This is a genomic window from Pedococcus sp. P2_E5 (assembly GCF_056403895.1).
On sequence record NZ_JBFUEP010000030.1, the window covers coordinates 22,413 to 47,768 of the forward strand.

General features: G+C 69.7%; 22 protein-coding genes, 1 tRNA gene and 1 riboswitch. Of the genes, 15 read left to right on the forward strand and 8 right to left on the reverse strand.

Annotation, left to right across the window (positions count from 1 at the left end; translation table 11 throughout):
- Window positions 1–64 precede the first annotated feature (64 nt).
- From AC1DVZ_RS11580 to AC1DVZ_RS11615, 8 genes are all read left to right on the forward strand, one after another.
- Window positions 65–1,312, forward strand: coding sequence for an Ig-like domain-containing protein (locus AC1DVZ_RS11580; RefSeq protein WP_477618347.1), 1,248 nt, complete (start codon window positions 65–67; stop codon window positions 1,310–1,312).
- 236 nt (window positions 1,313–1,548) lie between these two features.
- Window positions 1,549–2,703, forward strand: coding sequence for a DUF1611 domain-containing protein (locus tag AC1DVZ_RS11585; protein ID WP_477618348.1), 1,155 nt, complete (start codon window positions 1,549–1,551; stop codon window positions 2,701–2,703).
- Between the two features lie 2 nt (window positions 2,704–2,705).
- Entirely contained in the window at window positions 2,706–4,487 is a 1,782-nt protein-coding gene (locus tag AC1DVZ_RS11590) for an ABC transporter transmembrane domain-containing protein (protein ID WP_477618349.1), read from the forward strand.
- Entirely contained in the window at window positions 4,466–5,575 is a 1,110-nt protein-coding gene (locus AC1DVZ_RS11595; protein WP_477618350.1) for a CapA family protein, read from the forward strand. Before AC1DVZ_RS11590 ends, AC1DVZ_RS11595 begins: the two co-directional genes overlap by 22 nt.
- 71 nt (window positions 5,576–5,646) lie before the next feature.
- Complete coding sequence (locus tag AC1DVZ_RS11600) at window positions 5,647–6,462, forward strand: lipase family protein (RefSeq protein ID WP_477618351.1); 816 nt, start codon at window positions 5,647–5,649, stop codon at window positions 6,460–6,462.
- Between the two features lie 171 nt (window positions 6,463–6,633).
- Window positions 6,634–6,924 carry a hypothetical protein gene (locus tag AC1DVZ_RS11605; RefSeq protein WP_477618352.1) on the forward strand — a complete coding sequence of 97 codons (291 nt, stop codon included), beginning with the start codon at window positions 6,634–6,636 and terminating at the stop codon, window positions 6,922–6,924.
- Window positions 6,917–8,422, forward strand: a complete 1,506-nt coding sequence (locus AC1DVZ_RS11610; RefSeq protein WP_477618353.1) for an RNA polymerase sigma factor — start codon at window positions 6,917–6,919, stop codon at window positions 8,420–8,422. Before AC1DVZ_RS11605 ends, AC1DVZ_RS11610 begins: the two co-directional genes overlap by 8 nt.
- A gap of 72 nt (window positions 8,423–8,494) precedes the next feature.
- Complete coding sequence (locus AC1DVZ_RS11615) at window positions 8,495–8,716, forward strand: hypothetical protein (protein ID WP_477618354.1); 222 nt, start codon at window positions 8,495–8,497, stop codon at window positions 8,714–8,716.
- Window positions 8,717–8,804: 88 nt separating this feature from the next.
- Here the strand turns inward: AC1DVZ_RS11615 and AC1DVZ_RS11620 are convergent, their stop codons facing one another.
- Window positions 8,805–11,120, reverse strand: a complete 2,316-nt coding sequence (locus AC1DVZ_RS11620) for a putative bifunctional diguanylate cyclase/phosphodiesterase (protein WP_477618355.1) — start codon at window positions 11,118–11,120, stop codon at window positions 8,805–8,807.
- A 600-nt stretch (window positions 11,121–11,720) separates the two neighbouring features.
- Between AC1DVZ_RS11620 and AC1DVZ_RS11625 the strand changes: the two genes are divergently transcribed.
- The gene (locus tag AC1DVZ_RS11625) at window positions 11,721–12,293 is read left to right on the forward strand and encodes a hypothetical protein (RefSeq protein WP_477618356.1); all 573 of its coding nucleotides are present in this window, start codon (window positions 11,721–11,723) and stop codon (window positions 12,291–12,293) included.
- 483 nt (window positions 12,294–12,776) lie between these two features.
- Here the strand turns inward: AC1DVZ_RS11625 and AC1DVZ_RS11630 are convergent.
- From AC1DVZ_RS11630 to AC1DVZ_RS11650, 5 genes are all read right to left on the reverse strand, one after another.
- Window positions 12,777–12,849 (reverse strand) — tRNA-Thr (locus AC1DVZ_RS11630).
- Between the two features lie 75 nt (window positions 12,850–12,924).
- Window positions 12,925–13,653: a transglycosylase family protein gene (locus tag AC1DVZ_RS11635; protein ID WP_477618357.1), complete on the reverse strand. Its 729-nt coding sequence runs from the start codon at window positions 13,651–13,653 to the stop codon at window positions 12,925–12,927.
- A 9-nt stretch (window positions 13,654–13,662) separates the two neighbouring features.
- A riboswitch (cyclic di-AMP (ydaO/yuaA leader) is annotated at window positions 13,663–13,818 on the reverse strand.
- Between the two features lie 196 nt (window positions 13,819–14,014).
- A complete protein-coding gene (locus AC1DVZ_RS11640; protein ID WP_477618358.1) occupies window positions 14,015–15,559 on the reverse strand; it encodes a threonine/serine exporter family protein in 1,545 nt (514 codons plus the stop codon).
- Window positions 15,556–17,265 carry a serine/threonine-protein kinase gene (locus tag AC1DVZ_RS11645; RefSeq protein ID WP_477618359.1) on the reverse strand — a complete coding sequence of 570 codons (1,710 nt, stop codon included), beginning with the start codon at window positions 17,263–17,265 and terminating at the stop codon, window positions 15,556–15,558. The genes AC1DVZ_RS11640 and AC1DVZ_RS11645 overlap by 4 nt, the downstream gene beginning before the upstream one ends.
- 64 nt (window positions 17,266–17,329) lie before the next feature.
- The gene (locus AC1DVZ_RS11650) at window positions 17,330–17,758 is read right to left on the reverse strand and encodes a CBS domain-containing protein (RefSeq protein WP_477618360.1); all 429 of its coding nucleotides are present in this window, start codon (window positions 17,756–17,758) and stop codon (window positions 17,330–17,332) included.
- Window positions 17,759–17,914: 156 nt separating this feature from the next.
- Here AC1DVZ_RS11650 and AC1DVZ_RS11655 point away from each other — a divergent pair, with 156 nt between their 5' ends.
- From AC1DVZ_RS11655 to AC1DVZ_RS11665, 3 genes are read left to right on the forward strand one after another with little or no spacing between them, the layout of a single operon-like run.
- Entirely contained in the window at window positions 17,915–19,435 is a 1,521-nt protein-coding gene (locus AC1DVZ_RS11655; RefSeq protein ID WP_477618361.1) for an alpha,alpha-trehalose-phosphate synthase (UDP-forming), read from the forward strand.
- Entirely contained in the window at window positions 19,432–20,253 is an 822-nt protein-coding gene (otsB, locus tag AC1DVZ_RS11660) for a trehalose-phosphatase (protein WP_477618362.1), read from the forward strand. Before AC1DVZ_RS11655 ends, otsB begins: the two co-directional genes overlap by 4 nt.
- Before the next feature lie 29 nt (window positions 20,254–20,282).
- Window positions 20,283–20,426, forward strand: a complete 144-nt coding sequence (locus AC1DVZ_RS11665) for a hypothetical protein (RefSeq protein WP_477618363.1) — start codon at window positions 20,283–20,285, stop codon at window positions 20,424–20,426.
- Window positions 20,427–20,434: 8 nt separating this feature from the next.
- On the opposite strand, the gene AC1DVZ_RS11670 is transcribed toward AC1DVZ_RS11665, so the two are convergent.
- Window positions 20,435–21,448, reverse strand: coding sequence for a LacI family DNA-binding transcriptional regulator (locus tag AC1DVZ_RS11670; RefSeq protein ID WP_477618364.1), 1,014 nt, complete (start codon window positions 21,446–21,448; stop codon window positions 20,435–20,437).
- 270 nt (window positions 21,449–21,718) lie between these two features.
- Between AC1DVZ_RS11670 and AC1DVZ_RS11675 the strand changes: the two genes are divergently transcribed.
- From AC1DVZ_RS11675 to AC1DVZ_RS11685, 3 genes are all read left to right on the forward strand, one after another.
- A complete protein-coding gene (locus AC1DVZ_RS11675; RefSeq protein ID WP_477618365.1) occupies window positions 21,719–22,831 on the forward strand; it encodes an ABC transporter ATP-binding protein in 1,113 nt (370 codons plus the stop codon).
- Between the two features lie 143 nt (window positions 22,832–22,974).
- On the forward strand, window positions 22,975–24,264 hold the full coding sequence (locus AC1DVZ_RS11680) for a DUF4032 domain-containing protein (RefSeq protein ID WP_477618366.1): 1,290 nt from the start codon (window positions 22,975–22,977) through the stop codon (window positions 24,262–24,264).
- Between the two features lie 60 nt (window positions 24,265–24,324).
- On the forward strand, window positions 24,325–24,942 hold the full coding sequence (locus AC1DVZ_RS11685) for an RDD family protein (protein WP_477618367.1): 618 nt from the start codon (window positions 24,325–24,327) through the stop codon (window positions 24,940–24,942).
- 5 nt (window positions 24,943–24,947) lie between these two features.
- Here the strand turns inward: AC1DVZ_RS11685 and AC1DVZ_RS11690 are convergent, their stop codons facing one another.
- On the reverse strand, window positions 24,948–25,319 hold the full coding sequence (locus tag AC1DVZ_RS11690; protein ID WP_477618368.1) for a DUF2752 domain-containing protein: 372 nt from the start codon (window positions 25,317–25,319) through the stop codon (window positions 24,948–24,950).
- Window positions 25,320–25,356 lie beyond the last annotated feature (37 nt).

The following is a 25,356-nucleotide window of genomic DNA, read 5'->3' on the forward strand; positions in this document are numbered from 1 at the left end:
CTGGCGGCGAGTCGTGTGGATGGTCGGGGGGTGCGTCCTGATCGGGCTGACCGCCCTACTGGTCATGGCACCGCCGTCCCAGGCCGACGTCATCCCGGGAGCGATCACCTCGATCTCGACCCAGGCAACCCACGTCGACGAGGGCGACGAGGTCACGTTCGCCTGCACGTGGGCGGTCCCTGACGGGTCCGACCCGGGCGACACCTTCGACCTCACCCTGCCCGCCCAGCTCAACTGGTTCGGGTCCAGGACCTTCAACCTCTTCGCCCCCGACGGCTCCGTCGTGGCGAACGCCACCGTCGACAACGACGACCACGTCGTCTTCACGCTGGCCGACTACGTCGCCACGCACCCCAGGGACATCCACGGGACCTGCACCTTCGTCACCCTCTACAGCACTGCCGGCACTGGCGGCGAGGTGGATCTCGAGTTCCAGACCGGTGCTGACGTCGTGAGGGTTCCGGTCGGAACCGACCACCCCTGCACCACGAACTGCGTGGGCTCCCGAGACGACGCCGGCAAGGACATGTGGTGGCTCGACTCGGGGCAGACGAAGACGCGATCAGTCGTCTGGACGCCGGCGACGACCGCTGACGCGACCACCGTGACCATCACGGACACGCCCGGGCCGGGACTGAGCCTGGACTGCGCGTCCGTGACCGCCCACATCGGCCGCGAGCTCGGCGCCGAGGGCAAGCTGACCGAGCCCTACGACGACGCCGCCATTCCGGCAGCGGTCTCGTGTGAGCCGGACCGGCTCGTCGTGACGTGGACGGCGGTGCCCGCCGGTGAGTATGCCGAGGTGCGGGTCAACGCCACCGTCACCGATGCGGGACGGTCGGCGTACTCGAACGATGCGACGGTGAAGTTCGACGGCACCATCCTCCCCGTGGAGTCGGTCGTGAAGCGCACGGACGCCTCGGGAACGGGCTCAGGCGGTACCCCCTCCCCGACCACGACGACGAGCATCACGTCCACCACGACCGCACCCCCGACGTCCACGACGTCGTCCACCTCCACCACGTCCACCACGACTACACCGCCGACGAGCACGACGTCCACCACGTCCACCACGACAGCGCCGACGCCGACCGCCACCTCGACGGGGACCACGGGAGCCACGGGTGCGGAGGAGAACGGGACGATCGACGGAGCGCTTCCCTACGTCGTCACGACCAGCGGGGCCCTCGAGGTGAGCGGGGGCGCCTTGGCTTTCACCGGCCTCAACGTGGCGGCTGCGCTGGCTGGCGCCCTGGTCCTGCTGATCGCCGGATCGGGCCTGATGATGGCGGGCAGGCGCTCGCGTCACTAGGGACAGGACGCGGGCGAGGGCCGCGACGGGTTGTCGACCGCGCCGGTGTCCCCCTCGTTCAACGTTCGGCAGGCAGGGCGTCGGGGGGAACCGCGTCCACGGTGCGGCGCCCGTCGCAGGGATTTTTGGAGGGTGGGGGCATGGCTCGACAAGACGTGTGGGTCAGGCCGTTGGAGGGGGGGACAAACCAACGTGCCAGGCAGAGCTTCGCGACGCGCCGCGTGCCACGCTCCGCCATGAAGACGCTCGTGGGCGGCGCGATCCGACCACGGTCCGGAGATGTCGTCCTGGCGCAGGTGGAGCGTCTGGGGCACCACCGGCGAATCGAACAGCCCGATGGCCGGCGCAGTGCCCTGCACGTCGGGGACACCGTCGTCGTCGCCTATGCCGACCGATACGCCACGGACCAGTTCGAGTCCCACGTGCCGTCCTCGCTGGGCCGTGTCCAGCTGGTGGCCTCCGGCGGGATCGCCTCCCAGTCGATCTCCCAGAGCAGCGCCGTCCGGCGTGCCACGGACATCATTCCGTTGGGACTGGTCGGCGACGAGTACGGCAGGCCGCTGAACGTCTGGGACTTCCGGCTCCCCGACGTGGTTCCGCCCTCGGAGCGACCCAGGACGGTTGCTGTTCTCGGCACGTCGATGAACGCGGGCAAGACCACGACCATGCACTACCTCCTGCACGGGCTGAGCAAGGTCGGGATGGCACCCGGGTCGGTCAAGGTCACCGGCACGGGATCGGGAAACGACTTCTGGGTGATGCTCGATGCGGGCGCGCATCGCATGTTCGACTTCACGGACGCGGGTCTGGCGTCGACCTTTCGGCAGCCGATCCCCGTCCTCGAGTCGGCGATGACCCAGCTCGTCGCTCAGCTGTCCCTTGCCGGATGTGGGGTCAACTTCGTGGAGATCGCTGACGGAGTCTTCCAGCAGGAGAACAGAATGCTGCTGACCTCGCCGGTCGTCCATGAGCTGCTCGACGTCGTCGTGCTCGCGGCCTCTGACGCGATGGGCGCCGCGCATGGTGTCAGTCACCTTCGGGAGCGGGGCTTCAAGGTGGCTGCCGTGTCGGGCATGCTGACGCGCTCCCCGCTCGCGATCCGGGAGGCCGCAGAGGCGACCGGGCTTCCCGTGTGGGGGATCCCCGAACTCCAGTCTCCGGAGCTGGTGATTCCTGCGCTCGGCCTGGACCCCGACCTGGTGCGAGACCCAGAACCCGCCCTGGACGCCGCCTGGCCCGTCGAGCTGGCGGGGCTCGACCTGACGGTGGAGACTGACCATTCGCCCCTCGAGTCAGCGACGTCCGCGCCCCCCGCCACAGGCTTCCAGTCGAGCGACACCCTGCGGGGCGAAGCGTTCGTTCCGGATCGCCTGATCTCGCAGGCGGGCTGACCATGGATGCGCGACTTCCCCAGTGGCAGACCAGTCTGGGGCCACTGCCCGGTGTCGACAGGGGCACCGACCCGGCGCCCTTTCGCGTGTCGCGCGGGGCCAGGGTCATCGTGCTTGGACTCGGCCTGGGGCAAGGTGCCTGCCTCCTGGCCTTCATCCTGCTGTTGGCGCACGTGGTCGATGCGCTCGAGCCCACGGGTGTGGGACTGGCCGCCGAACGGCAGTATCGAGAATCCCTGCTGGGCTGCCTCGTCCTGGCCGGCCTGGGCGCGGCGCTGGGGACCATGCGGGCCATCGAGTTCAGCGTGACCGAGAAGGCAGGTTACGAGGTCGTCCGTCGCCTCCGCATGGAGATGTACGGCCATCTGCAGCGAATGCTGCCGAACCACCTCCTGCACCGCGCCCGTGGCGGGCTCCTGCTCCGGCTCACCGGAGACCTCTCGATGTTGCGCATGTGGCTCAGCCGTGGCCAGCTGCAGGGGTCGTCGGCCGCCATCACGCTGGTGGCAGGCCTGACCGGTGCGTTCATCCTCGACCGTGCCATGGCGTGCGCACTCGTCGCCGTCCTGTGCCTGGGCGCCGCGGTGTCGCTCTACAGCGGTCAGACGATGCGGTCCGCGACACGCACGATGCGGCGACGGCGGTCGTTGGTCATCGGAAACATCGCGGAACAGATCAATGCCCTCGCCGTCACGCAGGTGTCGGGACGCACGGGGGGCGAGTACGCCAGGCTGTCCCGCCAGAACGACTCCCTCAACCGAGCGCTGGGGCGGGTGGCCAGCTTGCGCGGCCGGCTGCGCGGCATCGCGACCGGCACCAGCATGGTGGCGACCGCGGCGGTGGTGGCCACCGGCGTCGTCGAAGCCCGCAACGGTGCTGTCCTTCCCACCACGGTCCTGCTGGAGGTGCTGATCGCGCGCTTCCTCACGAGGTCGGTGAGAACCCTCGGGCTGATGCACGACTACTGGCATCGAGGGCTGGTGTCGCGCCAGAAGATCGGGGAGTTCCTCGCGAGCTCGAGCCGCGCGATCGAGGCTGAGCTCTTCGCGCCGCTGAGAGTGCGGCGGGGTCACATCCGCTTCGACGACGTCACGGTGGAGGGCGCCTTGCGGGGCTTCTCCGCCGAGGCGGCGCCCGGGACGGTGGTGGCCATCACGGGCGGGGCGGATTCGGGTGCCACCGCCGTGCTCGACCTCATTGCCAGACTCGTGGACCCCGACTCCGGGGCGGTCACCATCGACGAGCAGGATCTCGTGGCCACCGATCCCGGCTCGATCGGTCGCGCCGTGGGGATGGTCGGTCCCGACCTGCCTCTGATGCGCGGCACGGTCCGGCGCAACCTGACCTACGGAGCGAGAGCCGCTCCGGCGTCCGAGGTTCAGCGGGTCGCCTTCGGGCTCGGACTCAACCAGGTCCTGCCGCGGATCGGGGGTTCGGGCGTGGCCGAGTGGCTCGTCGAGGGCGGACAGAACATCCCGTCCGCCGACCGACAGCTGATCGCCATCGGGAGAGCGCTGATGGGAAATCCTCCGATCCTGCTGCTGGACAGACCCTTCGAGGGTCTCGACCCGGCCAGTCGCATCCTGGCTCGCGCCATGGTCCTGCGTCACCGGGGGACCGTCCTCTGGTGCACCGATGAGCCGGACGACCTGGCCGAGGCCGACCTGATCTGGGTCATGGATGGGGGGCGATGTGTCGAGGTCAAGGCCAGCAGCACCTATTGCGAAGACCTGTGGACGAGCCGCACACCCCAGGGGAGCCGATGGCCCGCCAGAAGCACCTGAGGCGCGACCGTCGACTGATGGCGGGCTTCGGGGCGGCGACGACCCTGAGCCTGGTAACGGTGGGATGGCAGCTCACCGGCATGGCAGCACCCCTGCCTGACGTCGTCACCCGGCCCGTCAGCGCCGGTGCAGACGGCTCCGTCGACCTCACGTTCGCCGGCGACACCATGCTGGGCGACGGCGCAGACCGACTGATCGCCACCGCCGGCTATGACGCGCCGTTGGCAGGCGTCCGCGCGATGCTCACGTCCGGAGACGTCACCATCGTCAACGCCGAAGCCCCGATCACCACGGCGGCCACTCCCGCCAACCCCGGCGCGAAGTACTCGTATGCCGGCGGCCTGGCCGGGGCGCCGGCCCTGGGCCGCGCCGGGGTCGACGTGCTGGGCCTCGGAAACAACCACGCCATGGATCGTGGTGCGGCGGGGCTGGCAGAGACCCAGCGGACGGCCGCGGCCTCAGGACTGTCGACCTTCGGCGCGGGCCGCAATCGAGCAGAGGCCATGCGTCCGCTCATCCTCGCCTCACCGCAGGATACGGTTGCGGTGGTGGCGTTCGGCGAGAACTTCGGGCCCGTCCACCGAAGTACGTCGACCACCCCGGGGATGGTTCCCTTCAGTCCTGACCTCATCGAGCGCGGGGTCATCACGGGGAAGCGTGCGGGGGCCTCCAAGGTGGTCGCCTTCGTCCACTGGGGCGACAACTACGCCGACATCAACCCGCAACAGCGGTACTGGGCAGGACTGCTGGTGGACGCGGGCTACGACGCGGTGATCGGTCACGGCCCCCACGTGCTGCAGCCGATCGAGATCGTGCGAGGCACTCCGGTCGCCTACAGCCTCGGCAATCTTGCCTTCGGCACACCCGGCAGGTTTGCCGGCCATGGCAAGGTCGGGGTGGGCGCTGTGGCCCACCTGCGCTGGGACGCGAACGGACGCGGAACCCTGCAACTCGACTGCGTGCAGACAGACAACCTCCTCAACGGGTACGTCGCTCGCGCCTGCCCCGCCGCCTCCCTCGAGGCAGCACACCGGATTCTCGGTCCGGGGGTGAGCTGGATGCAGAACCGGGCATCCGTGTCCTTCTGATGCGACAGCTACGGCTCACGGGGGTGGTACTCCTCATGACGGCATTGGGCGCCACAGCCTGTAGTCGTGCCGTGGAGGACGCGCCGGCTTCCGGGGGAGCAGCTCTCACGGGAACAGGCTCGTTCGAGTTCGCCCCGCCCGGCGCACCACCGATCAGGGTGTTCTATGCCGTCGGCTCTGGAGCACTCGAAGCCGGGCGAGTGGTCGTCGTGATGCACGGCACGAACAGGAACGCGCGCGACTACAGAGACTCCTGGACGTCGCTGGTCAAGGACCGTCCCTGGGTGGTGGTCGCGCCGCAGTTCGACCAGGAGGACTTTCCAGGGGCTTCCGGCTACAACCTGGGGGGCACTGTGGACGAGTCCGGAGACGCACGGCCCACCCACGACTGGGCGTTTGCCTACATCCAACCCTTGGTGGACCRGGTCCGAGCCCTGACCGGTGTGCGCGCCCCCACCTTCGACCTGTTCGGCCATTCGGCGGGCGCCCAGTTCGTCCACCGGTACCTGGAGTTCGAGCCGACTGCCCCGGTCAGGCGAGCGGTGGCAGCCAACGCCGGCTGGTACACCGTCCCGGATCTCGACATCGACTTTCCCTACGGACTGCACCACGCGCCAGCACCAGTGGACCTCGACGGCCTCTTCGCGCGCGATCTCACCGTGCTGCTCGGCAGTGAGGACATCGAGGACGAGAACCTTCGACAGGACGAAGGCGCCGCTCGGCAGGGTCAGACGCGGATCGAGCGTGGGGAGGAGTTCTACCGGGTCGCAGGCGAACAGGCCCGCGGCCGCGGCATACCGTTTCGGTGGACGCTGCGCGTCGTCCCTGGAGTCGCGCACGTCCACGCGCCGATGTCCGCAGAGGCGGCGACCGTCTTCGCGCGCTAGCGGACGACGAACCGTCCGGCTGGCCGAAGCGTCCACCGTTCAGTAGCGGTGTGACACACCGCCGCGTCACCAATTGAACTTTCAGACGTCTCCATGTTCAGGAGTCGTCGAGTGCCCGGTAGGAAAGGTTCTGGGGTGAGCGAATCGTTATTTCCCCATGGATCTGGAGACATGGAGCTCGTGGCTCGGATCATGTACTCCATGGAGGTCGCTGAGATCGACATGCCCCATGTCGTCATCGCGGTGGTCCCCGGGTGTCCGCCGGCCAGCTACTCCGGCCCCTACCCCAACGCCCTTGCCGCGCTCACGGTCGCGGAGGCCGAACATCGAGCCGACCTGGCCGCCGGAGGCACGGGCGAGGTCCGCTTTCGCGTCGCGGCACTGTACCCCGCGGAACCCGAAGAGCTCCGGGAGACAGCCGGAGCAGTCGCGGAGCCAGAGGCAGGCACAGACCGTGGATGACGTCGACCCGGTCGACTCCGTCGAGCCAGACGTAGACCTGGTCGAACGCGCTCGCAGTGGCGATCAGCAAGCGGCTGTCGAGCTCTGGACCCGGCACTACCCCGCAGTGCTACTCGCCGCACGACGGGTCACCCGCCAACCGCGGGACGCCGAGGAGATCGCCTCCGACGCATTCGCCGGAATGCTGTCGGCCCTCTCCTCGGGCGCCGGCCCGACCACCTCCGTCCGTGCCTATCTCGTGACCTCGGTGCGCAATCTGGCCGCGAGCAGGGCACGACGCCCCTCGTCCGGTGACGTCATCACCGACGACGTGGCCGTGTTCGACCGGGCCACCCCAGACACCACGGTCCACATGTCCGAGCTCGAACTGGTGCGCGTCGCGTTCGCCGATCTCCCCAAGCGGTGGCAGATCGTGCTGTGGCGGACGGCGGTCGACAAGGACAGCAACATCGAGGTCGGCCGGGCCATGGAGCTCTCCCCGAATGGCGTCGCCGCCTTGGCCAAGCGAGCTCGCCGAGGCTTTCGGCTGGCCTATCTACGCGCCCACCTCTCGGACCGGGGCGTGGATGCCGAGTGCAAGCCCTTCATCGACGGACTCGCAGACCTGACGGTCTCCGAGGCTGGAGCCCCGGACGCGCTGGTGAGCCACGTGGCCACCTGCCTCGGGTGCACGAGGCGCATCGAGGAACTCAGAGCGGTCGACCGAAACTTCGCCGGCGTGCTCGGGCCGGCCATCCTGGGCCTGTTCCCCTCCTCGATGTTCGCTGGAGGCGTCGCTGCCGGTGCCGGGGCGACCAGCACGTCGCAGGCGCTGACGATGTCCCCCTCCAAGGCACGTCCCCGCACCCGCTGGCTCGTGGGCCCCGCGGCGGTGGCCGCCACCATCGCGATCATCCTGGCCCTTCGGCCGGACGGACTGGATGCGCCTCAGGTCGCGACGGAGACCCCGGTGGTGACCCAGCCGTCAACGGTGACCCCGAGTACGACGACGACCACCCCGCCGCCCGTGACCCAGCGACCGACCACGACCACCCCGACCACGACCACCCCGCCACGAGCCCGGGCGATCACGCCGGTGCGGACCAGCGCCCCCGTCCCACGCGCCACGACCGTCGTGAAGCCGACGATTGCCGCCCCCACCACGCAGTCGCCCCGGATGAGTCCGATGGCGCTCGACCTGGGAATCGGTGGCGCCCCGTCAGACACGGCCATCGTCGTCACGGCCTCCGCCGAAGGTGTCGTCGGCCCGTTGAAACTCCTCCTGGAGGTGCCGACTGGTGTCACCCTGACGCAGGCCAGTGGCGACTGGACCTCCTGCACCCAGAGCCAGACGACCATCAGCTGCGCCGCCGCCAACGCCCAGGACGTCACGTGGACGGGGACCATCCACACGGCCTGGACTGCGGCGGCGGGCGGACTCGTCCGCGCGACCGTCCAGGGAACCTACGCGAATGGTTCGCCCGCCAAGGGCTCAATCGAGGCCACGTGGCCCCCGTAGAGCCCGGCACTGCACGTGCCTCAAGTCGTCATCGCCCAGTGTGAGCCTATGCGTCCCACCTAGGAGCTCGTCATGGACATTCCGGAACGGATCTCGGTTTCGTCGCTGGTGCTCGACGAGCTCGCGCAGGCCGTCGAGCGGGTCAACTTCCTCAATCACGACTCCCATCGCTCCTACCTCCTGGATCCCTGCTGCATGCTGGAGGCCCTGGCCGACGTGTATGCCGCGTCGCTCCACCTGGTGCAGGAGAACGGCCAGTCGGACGCGGAGCTCGCGTCCGGAGCCGCGACCTGACTCACCGCCGATGGCGGCGCTGGTCAGGTCGGTCGCGCCACCACAGCCGGGTCGGCCTGTGGCCGCTGGATGGGTTGATGTTCGGAGGTCACTGCTCCAGGGGGGTCTCGACCACGGAGAGGTGACGGTTCACGGCGGGTGTGGGCGACGCGAGGAAGAAGCCCTGGACGAGGTCGAAGCCGAGTGCCCGGACCTGGGCCAGCTGGTCCCGGCGCTCGATTCCCTCTGCGAGCGTGCTGATGCCCAGCGCGGTCGCGATGTCGACGGCTGCCTTCATGACCGCGACCGCCGTCTGGCTCGTGCGTGTGTCGCTGGTCGTCAGGGCGGCTGCGAAGGCGCGGTCCACTTTGAGCAGGTCCACCGGCACCCGCTGGAGGTTGTTGAGCGAGGAGTAGCCAGTCCCGAAGTCGTCGATCGCGATGCGGACGCCGAGGTGACGGAGCTCGTGCATGAGCGAGATGGAGTGGTCGCTGACGGCTGCTGACTCCGTCACCTCGAGCTCGAGCAGGTTCGGCGCGACGCCGAACTCGTTGAGGGCGGCTTCCACGTGGTCCAGGAACCCGGCAGCCCCGAGCTCGGCCTCTGACACGTTCACCGTGAGTCGGACGCCGCGACCCAGCCGCGACAGCTCCCGGCACGCGTGTCGGAGCATGAACTCGCCAATGGGCACGATCAGTCCGGACTCCTGCGCGACGTCGAGGAAGTCCGCAGGAGCAAGGAGACCACGCGTCGGATGCTGCCAGCGCAGGAGCGCCTCGGTCGCCACCACTCTGCCGGTGCGCACATCGTGTTGCGCCTGGTAGTGGTAGAGGAACTCCTCGTTCTCGATGGCTCGGGCGAGATCAGCCAGGAGGGAAGCCCGCTCTCGCGCGCGGACGCTCATCGACTGGGTGAACGAGCTCATCCGGCCGTGCCCCACTCCCTTGGCGTCGTACAGGGCCAGGTCGGCCATGCGCACCATCTCGTCCGCGCTGGTGCTGTGCGGGACCGCATGGGTGCACCCCACGCTGGCGCTCATCTCGATGCGGTTTCCGCGGATGGTGAAGGGCTCGGCAAACGTGTTCTGGTAGTGGGCGAACACCACTTCGGGAAAGTCGGGAGGTGATTCAGGCTGTGCGATGACGGCGAACTCGTCGCCACCGAGTCGAGCGACAAAGTCGCCGTTGCTGTTGGCAAGCATCCGGGCGGCGACATGCTGAAGGAGCTCGTCGCCCACTCCATGTCCCAGGGTGTCGTTGACGGACTTGAAGTTGTCGAGGTCGAAGATCGCCAGGTGGCACGGCCCGGGCCGTTCGCGCCCGGCGAGGCAGGACTGCAGCCTTTCGTTGAACCTACGTCGGTTGGCGAGCTCGGTCAGGGGATCCGTCTCTGCCAGCCTGACCATTTCCTGCCGGTGCCTGACCTCGTCGGTCGTGTCCACCCCCACACCTCGCCAGCCCGTGACGAGTCCATCTCGCCTCGTCATGGGTTTGGCCGACAGCGACCACCACCTCTCGTTGCCCGCCACCACGACAGGAATGAGGTGCTCGCGGATTGCCTCCCCTCGAGCCATGGCATCACTCAGAGCGTGGACGGCCTTCGTGCCGCCCTCTGACTCGTTCGCCAGTCGCCCGAGGAGCTGTGCCAACTTCAGCTGGTGCAGCTGGTCCGTCGTGTGTCCCGAGACTTCGGCCATTCGATCGGAGGTTCGCGTGAAGTCGCCCTGTGGCGCGGTCTCCCAGAGCCAGTCGCGAGCTCCGTCCTCGAAGTCGTCGAGCAAGAGCTCGACATCCTGCTGGGCCTGTCGAGCAGCGAACTCGGCGATGCTGCGTCGCTCGAAGGAGTTCGACAGGTAGATGACCCCGAGGATGAGGACTCCCCCGTAGACGAGGGTCAGCAGGCTCAGGATCGAGTAGGCGGTCTGCCGCATGGCGATGAAGGCCGGCGTGAAACCAGCGGCGTGGATCGCGACCCAGAGGATGCCGATCGGCCTGAGCGGCGACATGACCACGGCACCAGCACCCATGATCCCTGCGATCGTGGCCACGAGCACGACCTGACGCCCTGGGTCCACCCTCGGGAGCACGTAGAAGGTCATGCCGGTGTTGAGGACCCCGTGGATCGAGATCTCCAGGGAGGTGACACGGAACATCCGTCGGGCCTCGGCCAGGTCCCACGGGTCGGTCCCACTGGGTTCGCGAACTCGCCACCAGAAGGACCGGAGGCCCAAAGTCAGGAGGGCCAGGGTCGCCCAGACCGCACCGAAGACCGGGTGCTGGGGTGCAACCACGTACAGCCACAGGACCAGCACGCTCATCGCGTTCGCCAGGTTGGCCCAGGGCGCCAGACGCATGTGCGCGTAGACCTGGCGAACGAACAGCTCGCCTGCCTGGTCCGCGGTGCGGTTCGGCCTCGCCCGTGTCACGGTCGTCCAGAGCGGTGTCGGACTGCGGTCGCCATCCCCGGCCTTCCACCTCGAGGTGCGGCTCGCGACTCGGAGCCGTCGCTGATGAGACGCCGACGACGGGTTTGTCATTACGCTCCCGGGCGACATTCTTCGGCAGCCCGAGGGGGTCCCCCTCGCCGTAACGCGGCACCCCTCCGGCCCGTCCTTGGGGTGGTCGGTCAGCCCCTGACTGACCGGCTGGCCGGAACTCCGGCCGGGGCCCCGCGTGGATCCTTCCCCCTGTGGATCCCGCGGGGTCCCTCGTCTTGCCGTGACCATCGAGGCGCAGAACCGCTTCACGCGGCTCGGCCCGAGAGAAGGTTGCGAACAGGTGCTCTGAGCGCAGAGGTGCACCCGCCCCGGACCACGTACCTCAGCGTGAGAGTCGCTCCGCAGTCGGCTGCCCGCTCCATTCCCGGAATCGAACCAAACACGCTGAGGGAGTGACGGAAACCGCCATATCGAATCTGCCTCACGTGAATGGCCTCGTGTGCCATGACCATTTTCGTCTTGGCCCAGCTCATACCCGGCTGGATGTAGACCGTGGACCGACTTTGTCCCCAGCTGTGGAACACCGTCATGCCCCGCACGACGCCCTTGGCGTGGGTCCGGGAGTGGTCGAGCTTCCACGTCGCGCTCCCCGCCGGGTCGAGAGCCCGCGCCCAGGCCTGGAAGGCCTGCTGCGAGCCGGTCTGGGCTGCGGCCGCCGGAGCCGCGCCGGCGCGCTTCGCGCAGGTCACGGTGGTGGAGATCCACTGCCCGTTGCGGAGCTTGAGCCAGCCCCTGGCCACCGGCCCCTTCACGGTTGCGCCCCGGCCGAGCGTGGTGACGACCCGGTATGACGTGCCCGGGCCGGACCGCACGTTCGCCCTGTTCACGCACACGGTTCGCGCGGAAGCCGCTGGTGCGGCCGCGGCGTACGTCAGCGCGAGGGCATGGTCCCCGAGCTGGGCCTCGGCGGCAGGGCCGGACACCGAATGCCATTCCCTCGCAGGCGCCGTCCCCGTCGCAGTGGATGGCGGGTCGATCGACAGCGGCAGGCCGCCGCGGGTCGGCTCACCCGTCGTTGCCGCCGGCGCTGCCAGCGCAAGCCCCAGGACGATCGCGCCCATGGCCGCCCTGCAGGTCGACGGGTGGGACGGGCAGCCCTGACGACCCGAGACTGGGCGCCGCGCCTGATGACACGCACCGGTAAACACTTCATTTGTCTGTCGCGCGAAAAGCATCCGAAGTCACCTCCGCCAATCATGGCGATTTCTCGTGGGGAGATATTCGAGAACTGTCTCTTGATGGCAGCGCCGCACTTTTCAACACGCGTGAGCGCGCCTGAGAGAAATTCCCTCTCGGGCGGCCATGAAGATGATGTGGCGCCGTCCCCATATAGACCGATTCGGCGGATTGGGCATTACGACGAGAGAGGCGGGCCGCCGCCCCTTTCGCACCTGTCCGCCTCGGCGGTTCGCGCCCCGGGGGTATGCCGGTGAGTCCGGTGGTCTCGCGAGTCACCGACTCGGGAAGCGGCCGGACCGCGTCAAGGATCAGCCGGAGCCAGTGTCAAGGATCAGCCGAAGCCGTGTCAGGCATGTACCGGAGCCAATACGTCGTGCATGAGCCGAACTCATACACAGGTCAGGGAGCCGACGAGGGGACTTGAACCCCTAACCCCTTGTTTACAAGACAAGTGCGCTGCCAATTGCGCCACGCCGGCCTGCCTGCCGCAGCAGACGGCGACGATGGTACCGGCGCGGGCGCCCTCGTCAGGAACTCGGAGCGTGAGGAACGGTCAGCGGGCGTTCAGGTAGCCCTGCAGCGACCGCACCGTTGCGCGGTCGAGCGAGTGCGAGCCGTTCTTCCGGGCGCCGATCTTCGCCTGCAGCGCAGCCACCGTCTTCGGGCCGATCACGCCGTCGGGCGCCGAGCCGACCTTGCGCTGCAACGCCTTGACGTCGGTGCGCGACAACGTGCCGTCGACCGAACCCCCGACCCAGCGCTCGATGGCGGCGTTCGTCCTCGGCCCGCGGATGCCGTCGACCACCAGTGTGCCAGCGGAGGTGGCCGCGGGAGCCTTGCGCACGGTCGACCGCGATGCAGCCGTCTGGGTCGTGGTCGAACCGGCGTCGACCGCCCCGCCGTTGGCGCGGGTCAGTCCGGCCCGTGCGCCACAGGTGGGCCAGGCGCCGGGCCCCTGCGAGGCGAGGACCTTCTGGGCGACGGTGATCTGCTGGGCCTTGGAGGCGCGGTTGGCGGTCGAGGCGTAGCGCTCTCCGCCGAAGGCGTCCCAGGTGCGGTCGGAGAACTGCAGTCCGCCGTAGTAGCCGTTGCCCGTGTTGATGGACCAGTTTCCACCGCTCTCACAGACGGCCACCCGGTCCCAGACGGTCGATGCCGCCGACGCGGAGGTCGCGGTCGCCATGCCTCCCGCGACGGTGGCGACACCGGCGACGGCGACACCGGTCACACGACGGCGTACGGGGTTGGCCTTCCGAGCAGAGTGCTTCGGGGCATAGAACATGGCGGGGGGATTTCCTCTCCTGACCGGCGCCTGCGGGGTGAGCTGTCGGGTTCGGGCTGTCAGGTGCCCGGTCGGCCGGAGCCGACTTCACCCCAAGGCCACCGTGGTGGCCGGATTGGGTCCCCCGTCCTCGTCTGCCCGGAGATCTTCCGGCAAGACATCCACCTGACGAGGCTCGGCGCGGTGGATGTGCATGGCTGATTGGGTATGCCGTGTGCAGTTGTGAGAGCGCGTTTGCGCAGGTTGTCCACCGTAAGGGCCACCGACCCCGGCCACAAGCAATTCGGACAGATTGACGAAGGCCCGGCGCCACCTGTCGCTCAGCGCCTGTCCATCAGCACCTGTCCATCAGCRCCGCCGATCAGCGACGGCGGGCCCGCCGCTTCTGCACCATGCGGTGGTCGAACGGCGCGGCCATGAACTCCCCCAGCACGCTGCCGGCCGCGATGGCGAGCAGCACGGCCATCGCCCCGAGCAGGGTCGTCAGTCCACCCTGGAGCGACAGTGACCCAGCGTTCGCCGACGAGCCGTTGACCATCTCGTAGAGTCCCCGGAAGATGGCCAGGCCAGGCAGCAGTCCGTAGGACGCCGGCACGACGAGCACCATCGCCGGGGCACCCATGCGCAGGGCGAGCAGCCGGCCGGCACATCCCAGCACGATCGCCGCGATCCCGGCAGCCGCGAGCTGGCCGAGCCCGTCGACCCGGGACACCGCGAGTGACACGGCGACCCCGACGGCGCAGAGCAGTCCACTCGGGATCACCAGCAGTCGCCGGCTCCGCAGCGAGACCGCGCCGGCCACGCCCACGACGAACGCTCCCACCAGGGCCAGCACCACGGGGGCGTCGAGGGCCCGCGTGGCCATGATCGAGGGAGAGGCCAGCTCGAGGTCGAAGGCACTCGTCAACGCCAGCGTCAGGGACAGGCCCGTGGCCACTCCCAGGATGATGCCGGCCGTCGTCAGGAAGACTGCGAACATCCGGCCGGCACCCGTGACCGAGTAGCCCGAGATGGCGTCCTCGAACGCGGACGCGACCGTACGGCCGGGGAGCAGCACCGTGATCCCCCCGGCAACGATGAAGGCGAAGTCGGACGACGACACGGGCAGCCACCCGGCGGCGCCGAGGCTGAAGGCGCCCCACGCGATGGTCGTTGCCAGGAAGCCGCCGATGGCGCACTGGTAGAAGTCCGGCAGGCCGCCGCGCCCGAGGACGCGCGCGGCATACCCCACGAGGAGGGCCGAGATCCCAGCAACCAGGGCAGCGACGAAACCGGCGCCGAGCATGACGGCAATGGCCAGAGCGAGCATGCCCAGGGAACCCCGCACCGCCCACTTGGGCCAGAACCGTGGTGCCCGGCGGATCTCGCGCAGCTGCTCAGCCGCCGCCTCGCGGTCGTAGGACCCGGCGACGAGGTTCTCCACGAACTCGTGGACCGCCGTCAGCCGGGCGAAGTCACGGGTCGACGAGCGCACCACCCGCAGCATGGTGATGGGCACCCCGGAAACGGTCGAGCACTGGATCAGCAGCGACTGGAGAGTGATGTCGACCTCGAGGTTGTCCAACCCTGCGGCAGCGGCGACCGCGACCACGGACGACTCGACCTGCGGAGCGCCCGCGCCACAGCGCAGCATCAGCTCGCCGACGCGCAGCGCCAGGTCCAGGGACGCCCTGGCCTCACGCTCCTCGGCCGCTGCCTGGAGGACGCGCGGGTTGCGGTACGGCGTGTGCCGGAGGCTCTCGATCATCGGCAGCGTCTCGGTGAGCTCCTCCCCGCGCCAGATCCGGCTCTGGCGCAGCACGGGGCGCCGTTTGGCGGGCCGGCGTGCCGCCCCGGCACCCAAAGTGCCTGCACCCGACGTGCCGGGACCCGACGTGCCTGGCGTTCCCTCGGTGTCCTCCGTCATGCGGTGAGGCCGACGCCGGACAGCAGCCCCGACGGCGCCTGGGTCGGCCACCACTGGGGCACCCCGGCGTTCTGCAGGCTCCACAGGGCGAGCCCGCCGGCCGCGACCAGCAGCAGGACGACCAGCACCTGGGTCGCCCGCTGCCCGGGGCTGACCCCGCGGATGATGCTCCGGGTGCCGCGACGCAGGCCGGACCCACCGGGGCCCCACCACGCCATCAGGGCCGCGACCACAGCGCCCACCGCCAGCGGCGCCGAGGAGTTCGGGTGCGGAGAGCCGCTGTTGACCGCGACGGTGGCCAGGGCGGTGCTGAACACGGCACAGATCCCGACGACGAGCGGCAGGATCGCGCTGACCACGGTCGCGAGTGCGCCGACGACGAGGTGCCAGGGGCTGGCGGCGACGGCCATCGGCACGTCGGACCGGCGCCGACCGCGATGGTGTCGACGCAGGACGAGCGAGGTCACGGACCGGTCCGCCGTGCGGGCCGCCCACGACCAGAGCACCGCAACCACCGCGGCAACCACGGGGAAGCCCGCAGCCCCCGCCACCACGACCGTGAGCAGGGCCAGCAGGGTGCCGGTGCGCGCCGGGCGGCCGATGCGCGGGTCGGGTTCGCCGACCTCTCCCTCCCAGGCGGCCTGCCACTCGGACACCTCACCGTCGGGCTCGTCCCAGGGCACGAGGTCCTGCTCGGGCGCCTGCGTCCACTGCCCTTCGGGCGTCCACTGCGGCTCCCGGGCCCATTCGGGTTCGACGGGCAGCGCCACGGGGGCGGACGCGACGGCGGGACGCTCCCAGCGGGCGGTGGGCCGGTGTTCCAACACCTGGGTATGCCGCGGGGGCGTCGTGAGTGCCTCGGTCACCGGTTGCCCGGTGGCGTAGCGCTCCAGCGCGTCGACGACCTCGTCGGCGTCGGGACGCTGGCGAGGTTGGGGGGACAACGCGGCATACAGGAGCGGGGCGAGGCGTGGGTCGACACCGGTGAGGTCGGCCTCCCCCCGGCTGACGCGCGTGAGGACCACGTCCATGGGTCCGCGGCCGAAGGGCGGGGCGCCGCTGGCGGCGTAGGCCAAGGTGGCGGCCCACCCCCACCAGTCGGTGGCCTCTGTGACCGGCGCGCCCTCGACGACCTCGGGGGACAGGTAGCCCGGAGTTCCCATGACCAGACCGGTCATGGTGATCCGGACGTCGTCGGCGACGTGGGCGATGCCGAAGTCGATCAGCACCGGGTCACCGTCGAGGAGCAGCACGTTGCCGGGCTTGAGGTCGCGGTGGATGACGTCGGCGGCGTGGATGGCGTGGAGGGCGTCGGCGAGCCCACGGCCCAGCCGGAGAAGCTCACCGCCGCGGATCGGGCCGGACTCCTTGACCACGTCGTCCAGGGCGGGACCCGGGACGTAGCGGGTCACGAGGTAGGGCCGGTCGCCGTCGAGGTCGGCGTCGATCACCGCTGCGACGCGGTGGTCGTCGATGCGACGCAGGACCTGCACCTCTCGCGCCAGGCGCGTGCGGGCGTCGCGGTCGTGCGCCACGTGCGGGCGCAGCACCTTGAGCGCCACGGCACGGCCACTGGGGTCGAGCGCCAGGTGGACGACGCCCATGCCGCCCTCACCCAGCTGCTGGATGAGGCGGTACGGGCCGAGCCGGAGGCCGTCTGGCGCGACGGACCGGCCGTCGCTGCCCTCGATCGCCTCGGTCGTCATCCCCCTACGGCCTCTGTCGTCATCCCCCTACGGTACGTGAGGGTGCCCTGCGAAACGGGTGAGGTTACTGCTGGATGTAGCCAACAAGTTGGTCACGCTCGGACTGGAGCTCGTCGATCCGGTGCTTGACGATGTCGCCGATGCTGACGATCGCGTGCAGATGGCCGTCGACGACGACCGGCACGTGGCGGATGCGCAGCTCGGTCATCGTGCGGGCCAGCTCGTCGATCTGGACATCGGGCCCGCACGTCTCCACGTCGGCCGTCATGATCGAGCCCACTGGCGCCAGCAGGACGGCGGCACCGTCGCTCTGCAGGTGGCGCACGACGTCGCGCTCGCTGACGATGCCGCTCACGGACTCACCGTCGTCACTCACGACGAGGGCACCGATGCGGTGCTCGGCGAGCAGGTCGAGCAGCCGTTCCACGGTCTCTTCGGAGCGGATGGTGACCACTTGGCCACCCTTGCGTCGCACGACATCCGAGATCCTCATGGTCAGACGGTAGACCGCCGGGAGGGCCACCGCTAGGGGGAGCCCACGCACGCGGCATACCCGACGGGCACCTCCCACGACCGAGGCACGGTGTGCCGTCTGGCTGGCTCGCGACATAGGGTTGCCACTGCAACTACACCGTGGAGTTGATTTCCTGTGCCTCGCAGCCAGCAGCAGTTCGACCTGGTCATCGCCGCCAACCGATTGCCCGTGGACCGGGTCGTGGGCGACGACGGGGAGGTGTCCTGGCGGACCAGTCCGGGCGGTCTGGTCACCGCCATGGAGTCGGTCATGCGTGGCCGGGAGGGCGCCTGGGTCGGGTGGGCCGGCGAGGCGGGCGACGCCCCCGAACCCTTCGTCGAGGACGACATGCACCTGCGGCCCGTGCCGCTGTCGGAGGACGAGGTCGCCCACTACTACGAGGGCTTCAGCAACGACACGCTCTGGCCGATCTACCACGACGTCATCGTCCCGGCGACCTTCCACCGGTACTGGTTCACGGCCTACGAGACGGTCAACCGCCGGTTCGCCGAGGCGATCTGCGAGGTCGCCGCGAAGGGCGCGACGGTGTGGGTGCACGACTACCAGCTCCAGCTCGTGCCCGCGATGGTGCGCGAGCTGCGGCCGGACGTGCGGATCGGCTGGTTCGACCACATCCCGTTCCCGCCGGTCGAGCTGTTCGCCCAGCTGCCGTGGCGACGGGCCGTGCTCGAGGGACTGCTGGGGGCTGACTACCTGGGGTTCCAACGGGTCGCTGACGCACAGAACTTCGTGCGCGCCTGCCGGCAGCTGCTGGGCCTGCCCACCAAGGGGGACACGGTCTCGGTCTCGCGCGCCGACGACAGCCGCCGGGTGCGGGCCAGCGCCGTCCCGATCTCCATCGACTACGTCGGGCTCCAGGCGGTGGCCAAGCTGCCCGAGACGCAGCAGCGCGCCAAGGAGATCCGCGAGTCGCTCGGCAACCCCCGCACCCTGCTCCTCGGCGTGGACCGACTCGACTACACCAAGGGGATCGGCCACCGGATCAAGGCCTACGGGGAGCTCCTCGAGGAGGGTCAGGTCTCGCCGCCCAACGAGGTCTTCGTGCAGGTGGCCACGCCGAGCCGCGAGCGGGTGGCTGCCTATCGCGAGCTGCGGCACGAGATCGAGGGCGAGGTCGGACGCCTCAACGGCGAGCACAGCCGCATCGGCGCGCCCGCGGTCCAGTACCTCCACCACTCCTATCCGCGACAGGAGATGGCGGCGCTGTACCTCGCCGCCGACGTCGTCCTCGTGACCCCGCTGCGCGACGGCATGAACCTCGTCGCCAAGGAGTACGTCACCTGCCGTTACGACGAGGGCGGCGCGCTGGTGCTCTCGGAGTTCACCGGGGCGTTCCACGAGCTGCACCAGGCGTTCGTCTGCAACCCGCACGACATCGAGGGGCTGAAGCAGACGATCATGCGGGCCATCGAGACGCCGGAGAAGGAGAAGCGGCGCCTGATGCGGGCGATGCGCCGCCGCGTCGCCGACCACGACGTGCAACGCTGGGCGTCCCGGTTCCTCGAAGCCCTCGAAGTGGCCCCGGACCGACCGCAGCGCACGACCAAGGAGCAGAAGGCCGACGACGAGCACGCCACGGCCGACCGCAAGGCGCGCTACCTGCACCAGGCCGCGGCCGAGGACTCCAGGTCATGACGCTGCCGGCGGCGGTGTCGTCGGGCCTGCCCGCGGCGTTGACGGCGGCGATCGACGAATTCGCGGTGGCGCCAACGGTGCTCGTCGCGTCCGACTTCGACGGCGTACTCGCTCCCCTCGTCCGCGACCCGATGGCGTCCACGGCGTTGCCAGGCACCATCGAGAGCCTGGAAGGCCTTGCGGCCCTTCCCGCCACGTATGCCGCGGTGGTGTCCGGGCGCGACCTGGAGACGTTGACCCTGCTCACCGGTCTGGGCGACAGCGCCGTGACCCGGATCGGCAGCCATGGCGCGGAGACCAGCGCCACCATCGACTCGGGCTCGGCCGCCGGCTCGGGCGGTCCAGGGCTGACCGACGACGAGCAGCTGGCGCTCCACCGGGTCACCGACGACCTGAAGGACCTGTGTGCCAGCCTGCCACCCGGCGCGTCGCTCGAGTTCAAGCCGACCGCGGTGGTCCTGCACACCCGCCGGATGGCCGACGAGTCGGCCGCCCGCGAAGCGGAAGCGGCGGCGCTCGACGTGACCACGCGGCATACCGGACTGCACGTGCTGCACGGCAAGCACGTGGTGGAGGTGAGCGTGGTGCGGGCCGACAAGGGTTCCGCGCTGGTCGCGCTGCGCGACGAGGTGGGCGCGGACGTGGTCGCCTACTTCGGCGACGACGTGACCGACGAGGACGCGTTCCGGGCGCTGGGGCCGGACGACGTGACCGTCAAGGTGGGCCCGGGCGAGACGGCTGCCCGGTTCCGGGTGGACTCCCCCGAGGACGCAGCCGGGGCGCTGCGGCTGGTGTTCGAGCGACGCTCGCGGCGGTAGCTCCGGCGGTCTCGGTATGTGATCGGCCTGTGGAGGGCTCTGATGCCACCTACACCGGACAGTTCCCCGTCAACGGTGGTCAGTGGATCGACATCCCCGGGGACGTCACGATCCAGGGCACCCCCGAGACCCTGACGGTCAGGACAGCCAAGGCCAGGCTCTACGCCCGCTGACCGGCGCCTCAGCGGGTGGGCGCGGCACCGGTGGATGCACGCACCACTAGCTCGGGTCGGAAGACGTACTCGGCTCGCGGAGAGGGCTCACCGGCGATCTCGTCGAGCAGGGCCCGCACTGCCGCCTCGGCCATCGCCTGGACGCTCTGCCGCACCGTCGTCAGTGGCGGGTCGGTGAACGCGATGAGGGGCGAGTCGTCGTAGCCCACCACCGAGAAGTCCGCCGGCACCTGCTTGCCCGCCCGCCGTGCCGCCCGGATCGCGCCCAGCGCCATCAGGTCGGAGCCGCACACGACGGCCGTGCAGCCCTTCTCGATCAGCCGGGCCCCCGCGGTGTCGCCGCCCTCGACCGAGAACATCGTGCGTTCGATCAGCTCGTCGACGTCGTCGCGACCGAGCAGGTTCTTCATCGAGGCGCGGAACCCGTCGATCTTGCGGATGACGGGGACGAACCGCTCCGGCCCCACGGCCAGCCCGATCTGGGTGTGGCCGAGCTGGACGAGGTGGGTCAGCGCGAGCTCCATCGAGGCGACGTCGTCGTTGGAGATGAACGGCGCGTCGATGCCCTCGCAGTAGCCGTTGACGAGCACGATCGGCAGCTCCCGCTCGCGCAGGCTGGTGTACCGCTCGGGATCGGTGGTCACGTCGGCGTGCTGGCCCGAGACGTAGATGATCCCCGCGACGCCACGGTCGAGCAGCATCTGGACGTACTCGTCCTCGTGCACCCCGCCGGGGGTCTGCGTGCACAGGACCGGCGTGAACTGGTGCCGGGCCAGCGCCGTCTCGATGATCTGCGCGAACGCCGGGAAGATCGGGTTGGTCAGCTCCGGGACGATCAGGCCGACGAGGTCGGCGGTCCTGCGCCGCAGTCGCGACGGACGGTCGTACCCGAGGATGTCCAGCGAGGTCAGCACGGCCTCGCGGGTCGCCTCGGCCACCCCGGGCTTGCCGTTGAGCACCCTGCTGACGGTCGCCTCGCTGACGTCGGCGTGCGCCGCGATGTCAGCCAGTCTCGCCTTCATGGCCGCGACGGTAGCAAGAAGTTGCAGGGTTGCCCGCCGACACCCTGCAAGAAATTTCAGGTATGCCGCGTGCGCGCCGCGGCCACGCGGCATACCTCTCGCGTGCGCAAACGTTTCCACTCCGTCGCCCACCGGCCGGACCAGCACTGGCGCAACGCCCCCCGCTGGGCCAGACTGAGCCCACCGCGGACACCGACGTCAGCGGCAGCACCACCCTTTACAACGGATCGTCCGGCACGTTCCTGCCGGTGAAGGAGAGGCAACGTAGCCATGGCAACAGTCAAGTTCGACGAGGCAACCCGGCTCTACCCGGGCAATGACAAGCCCTCGGTTGACAAGCTCAACATCGACATCGAGGACGGCGAGTTCCTCGTCCTGGTCGGTCCCTCCGGATGTGGCAAGTCCACCTCCCTGCGCATGCTCGCGGGCCTCGAAGAGGTCAACGCCGGCAAGATCTGGATCGGTGACCGAGACGTCACCAACCTGTCCCCCAAGGACCGCGACGTCGCGATGGTCTTCCAGAACTACGCGCTCTACCCCCACATGACGGTTGCCGACAACATGGGCTTCGCGCTCAAGATCGCCGGCGTCGACAAGGGTGAGATCCGCAAGCGCGTCGAAGAGGCCGCCAAGATCCTCGACCTCGAGGCGTACCTCGAGCGCAAGCCGAAGGCCCTCTCCGGTGGCCAGCGCCAGCGCGTCGCGATGGGCCGCGCGATCGTGCGCTCCCCCCAGGTGTTCCTCATGGACGAGCCGCTGTCGAACCTCGACGCCAAGCTCCGCGTCCAGACGCGCACCCAGATCGCCTCGCTGCAGCGTCGGCTCGGTGTCACCACGGTCTACGTCACCCACGACCAGGTCGAGGCCATGACGATGGGCGACCGCGTCGCGGTGCTCAAGGACGGCCTCCTCATGCAGTGCGACACCCCGCGCCGCATGTACGACCACCCGAACAACGTCTTCGTCGCCGGATTCATCGGCTCGCCGGCCATGAACCTGCTCGACGTCGATGTCGCTGACGGCGGCGTCAAGGTCAGTGGCAGCGTCATGCCGGTCGACCGCGACATCCTCGCGAAGGCACACGGCAAGTCGATCACGATGGGCGTGCGACCCGAGGACCTCGAGCTGACCACCGACAGCGGCGGCGGCATCCCCGTCACCGTGGACGTGGTCGAGGAGCTCGGCGCGGACGCCTACATCTACGGCACCGCGAAGGTGCACCAGCACATCGAGGCCGACGAGGACAGCGACGCACCGGAGAAGCCGTTCATCGCCCGCGTCGACGGCCGCAAGCCGCCGAAGAAGGGCGAGACGGTCTACCTGGCCCCCAAGCAGGGGCACCTGCACCTGTTCGACGCGGAGAACGGCCTGCGCCTCAGCTAGGCCCGCCAGCTGCTCGTATGCCGGTGTGGCCGGCTCCCGTGCGCGGGGGCCGGCCACACCGGTTTCTGGCCCACCTCGGCGYAGGAATCTCACGGATGGAACGATGTTGACGCTGCCCACGACACCAGAGCGAGGCTGAGGACGTGGCACTCCAGATCACCGCGGCACGACCCGACCCGGCCCTGCTCGACCTCCCGTGGGAGCTCCCCCTCGAGACCTGGCCGGAGGAGCACCTCGCTGCCCTCCCTCGCGGCATCTCGCGGCACGTGGTGCGGTTCGTCAAGCTCTCGGGACGGGTCCTGGCCGTCAAGGAGATCAAGGCTGACATCGCGGCCCGCGAGTACCAGATGCTCCGGATGCTGGGGAAGCTCGACCTGCCCTGCGTGGTCCCGTTCGGCATCGTCAGCGGACGGGAGGCCACCGACGGCGAGCCCCTCGACGCCTGCCTCATCACCAGGCACCTCCAGTTCTCGTTGCCCTACCGAGCCCTGTTCAGCCAGTCGCTGCGCCCGGACACCTCGACCCGACTGATCGACGCATTGGCGGTGCTGCTGGTCAGGCTGCACCTCGTCGGGTTCTGGTGGGGCGACGTGTCGCTGTCGAACACGCTGTTCCGGCGCGACGCCGGCGCGTTCGCGGCATACCTCGTCGACGCGGAGACCGGTGAGCTGCACCAGACGCTGACCGCAGGGCAGCGCGAGCATGACCTCGACATCGCCCGCGTCAACATCGCCGGCGAGCTGATGGACCTCGAGGCCGGCGGTTTCCTCGAGGCGGGGGTCGACCCGGTCGACACGTCCAACCGCATCGTCACCCGCTATGCCGACCTGTGGAACGAGCTCACCGGCCTCGAGCGGTTCGAGAGCGGCGACCGGTGGCGCGTCGACGAGCGGATTCGCCGCCTGAACGAGCTCGGCTTCGACGTCGACGAGCTCGCGATCTCCACCGACATCGGGGGGACGACGATCCAGATCCAGCCCAAGGTCGTCGACGCCGGCCACCACTCGCGGCGTCTGCTGCGGCTCACCGGCCTCGACGTCGAGGAGAACCAGGCTCGTCGGCTGCTCAACGACCTCGACTCCTACCGCGCCGACTGCGACCGTCAGAACGACGACGAGGAGATCGTCGCGCACGACTGGCTGGCCCGGATCTACGAACCCATCACCCGCACGGTCCCGCGCGACCTGGCCGGCAAGCTCGAACCCGCCGAGCTTTTCCACGAGGTCCTGGAGCACCGCTGGTACCTCTCCGAGCGCTCCGGCCACGACATGCCGATCGAGGACGCGATCCGGGACTACGTGTCGACGGTGCTCCCGAGCAAGCCCGACGAGGCGACGGTGGTCGGCGTCGACACGGTCGAGATGCCGGTCGTGGCGATGTTCGACGACACGGCCGACGACGACCCGCGGCCGTCTCCTCGACACCAGGCCTAGCAACGCTAGGGTGACCGTCGCCCGCACGACCAACGACGTGCGCCGACCGCAGGGGGACCCATGGCCGACCAGCCGAACGAGGCAACCGCTCCGCACCCAACGCCACCGGCGCAGCCGTGGACCCAGGCACCCGCCTACGGCGCACCCACGGGGTATGCCGGTCACCCGGCATACCGGGGCGGCTCACCATGGGGACCGCTCGCCGGATGGGGGACGCGGGCCGCGGCGATGCTCCTCGACAGCCTGCTGCAGCTGCTCGGCATGGTCCCCTACGTCGTGGGGCTCATCCTGTTCGTCGTCGGCGCGCCGGACTCGGGTTCCGACGGCAGGTATGGGGACTACACGCCGGCGAAGGAGGGCAGTACCGGCCTGATGGTCGCGGGAGGACTGCTTGTGCTCGCGGGCTTGCTGCTGATGCTCGGCATCCAGATCTGGAACCGTGCCTTCAGGCAGGGCCGCACCGGACAGAGCATGGGCAAGAGGGTGATGGGCATCCGGCTGGTCGACGAGGCCACGGGGCAGCCGATCGGCGCCGGGATGGCGTTCGTGCGCGACCTGGCGCACACGCTGGACGGGGCCGCCTACGTCGGCTACCTCTGGCCGCTGTGGGACGACAAGCGACAGACGTTCGCCGACAAGATCCTCAGCACGGTCGTCGTCGAGGTGCCCCAGGGCTAGGCAGCTCAGGCGGGCGACAGCCAGGTCCAGCCGGGCACGTTGCGGGCCACGGTGAACAGGGCGAACCCGGCGAGCACCAGCCACGGGGTCCAGCGACCAGGGGTCCAGCGGACCGGCCGACCGGTCCAGCGGGAGACCACCCAGACGACATAGAGCGCCACCATGCCCGCGAGGACCAGCGGGGCAAGGGGATTGCGTTGCAGCGCACCGACGACGTCACCGTGGGTCAGGTCGTGGGTGGCCCGCAGCATGCCGCAGCCGGGGCAGTAGACACCGGCGAGGGCGTAGGTGGGACACACGGGGTAGTGGCCGGGCCGGTTCGGGTCGACCGCCGCGACGTACGCCGTCAGGGCCAGCGTCCCGACACCGACGGCCACCGGGAGCGCGAGGCGGCCCGACAGGGAAGTGACGTCC